The organism is Lactobacillus delbrueckii subsp. delbrueckii DSM 20074 = JCM 1012, from assembly GCF_001433875.1.
GTDB classification, from domain to species: Bacteria; Bacillota; Bacilli; order Lactobacillales; family Lactobacillaceae; genus Lactobacillus; species Lactobacillus delbrueckii.
Map to the genome: position 1 here is coordinate 1 of NZ_AZCR01000018.1, position 1,810 is coordinate 1,810.

A 1,810-nucleotide genomic window follows, 5' to 3' on the forward strand; every position below is an offset into this window, starting at 1 on the left:
TGACCGCATTTACCGGCGTAGATAGTCAAAATCTACCAGATGTTATGGTAAGTGTTCAATTTATTCTTGCAATTGGCGAAAAGATAATTTTCTTTCCACCAGCATTTTCTCAGAAACACAAAAAGAGTGAAACTTTCCAACGAAGTTTCACTCTTTTCATCAATACTGTTTGTTATTTTTCTTCATACCATTCGGTGTGGTAAACGCCCTCGCGGTCGTTTCTGTAGTAAGTGTGCGCACCGAAGTAGTCTCTTTGTGCCTGAATCATGTTGGCCGGCAGGCTTGGGTTGAAGATTGATTCCAGGTAGTTCAGAGCGGCGCTGAAGCTTGGAGTCGGCACGCCAGCTTCCGCAGCCAGCTTAACGACTGCTCGCAAGGCTGGCAGGTTCTTTTCCATCACACCCGCAAAGTATGGGTCTTGGAAAAGGTTGTCCAGTTGCTTGCCATCAGCGTAGGCATCTTCAATATGGTACAGTGTCTTGGCGTGGATGATGCATCCCGCTTCCCAGTTCTGCGCGATCGCCGGGTAGTTCAGTTCCCAGTCGTAAGCCTTAGCGGCCATGGTCAACTGCTGGAAGCCTTGAGCGTAAGCCACGATCTGTGCCAGGTACATTGCCTTGCCCAAGTTGTCGATCAAGTCGCTGGCAACTTCACGGTCGTAAACGACTTCCTTGCCTTCCCGGGTCGTGGCCTTGGACATGAACCGGGCCAAAACTGCTTCCGCTACCACCGTAATTGGAGCGCCCAGCTTGATGGCGTCTTCCAGCATCCAGTTGCCAGTCCCCTTGTAGGAAGCAACGTTCAAGATGTGGTCGATCACATCGTCGTCAGTCAAGTCGTCCTTTTGCCGCAAAACTTGTGAAGCAATTTCAATCAAGTAGGCGTTCAGGTCACCCTTGTCCCATTCAGCAAAAATATCTGCCATTTCCTTGTTGGACTTGTGGGCTACCTTGCGCATGATATCGTAGACTTCAGAGATTTCCTGCATGATCGCGTATTCCATCCCGTTGTGGACCATCTTAACGTAGTGGCCCGCCCCTTCTGGCCCGATGTAGGACACGCAGGCGCGGCCGTCTTCAGTCTTAGCGGCCATCGCGGTCAAGATTGGTGCTACTTCTTCATAAGCTTCCTTGTCCCCGCCTGGCATCAAGGCCGGGCCGTTCAAGGCGCCTTCTTCACCGCCGGACACGCCCATGCCGATGAAGTGCAGGCCGTGCTTCTTTAATTCATGGTAGCGGCGGTTGGTGTCGTGGAAGTTGGAGTTCCCGCCGTCAATAATGATGTCGCCCTTGTCCAAAAGCGGGATCAGCTTCTGAATGGTTTGGTCAACCGGGTCACCAGCCATGATCTGCACCAGAATCTTGCGGGGCTTTTCCAAAGAATCAACGAATTCTTCCCAAGTGTAGCAAGGCTTCAGCTTGTCATCCTCGTACTTGGCCAAAGCATCGACTTCCGGCTTGTCGATGGAGAAGCCGGAGACTGAAAAGCCGTGATTTCTAACATTGAGGGCTAAGTTCTTGCCCATGACCGATAAACCGATCACACCAAATTGTTGCATTTATTTACCTCCTAGTATGTCTGCCTCTTTTATTATACTTGCAAGCAAGAAGAAAGCGAAACCAAAAGGTTTCGCTTTCTTCTTTATTTATATTTCTCTTAGTAAGAAGCACCTGAAGTAGTGTCTGGTGCAGTTTCTGGAGTTGAAGCACTTGAAGTTGCTTGAACTTGTAATGCTTCTGCCTTGTCTTCTGAGTGGCCGGATGCACCTGAAGCCGCGTCAATTTCCAAACCAAACTTTTCAGCAAAGTAT

The 1,810-nt window shown here is 49.7% G+C and carries 2 protein-coding genes; one reads left to right on the forward strand and one right to left on the reverse strand.

Annotation, left to right across the window (positions count from 1 at the left end; all coding sequences use genetic code 11):
* Positions 1-203: hypothetical protein (locus FD23_RS10340; protein WP_236743871.1), on the forward strand; the 203-nt coding region annotated here is incomplete at its 5' end.
* Here the strand turns inward: FD23_RS10340 and gndA are convergent.
* Complete coding sequence (gene gndA / locus FD23_RS04185) at positions 173-1,558, reverse strand: NADP-dependent phosphogluconate dehydrogenase (RefSeq protein WP_052933822.1); 1,386 nt, start codon at positions 1,556-1,558, stop codon at positions 173-175. The two genes, FD23_RS10340 and gndA, sit on opposite strands and share 31 nt — an antisense overlap.
* Positions 1,559-1,810: the final 252 nt, after the last annotated feature.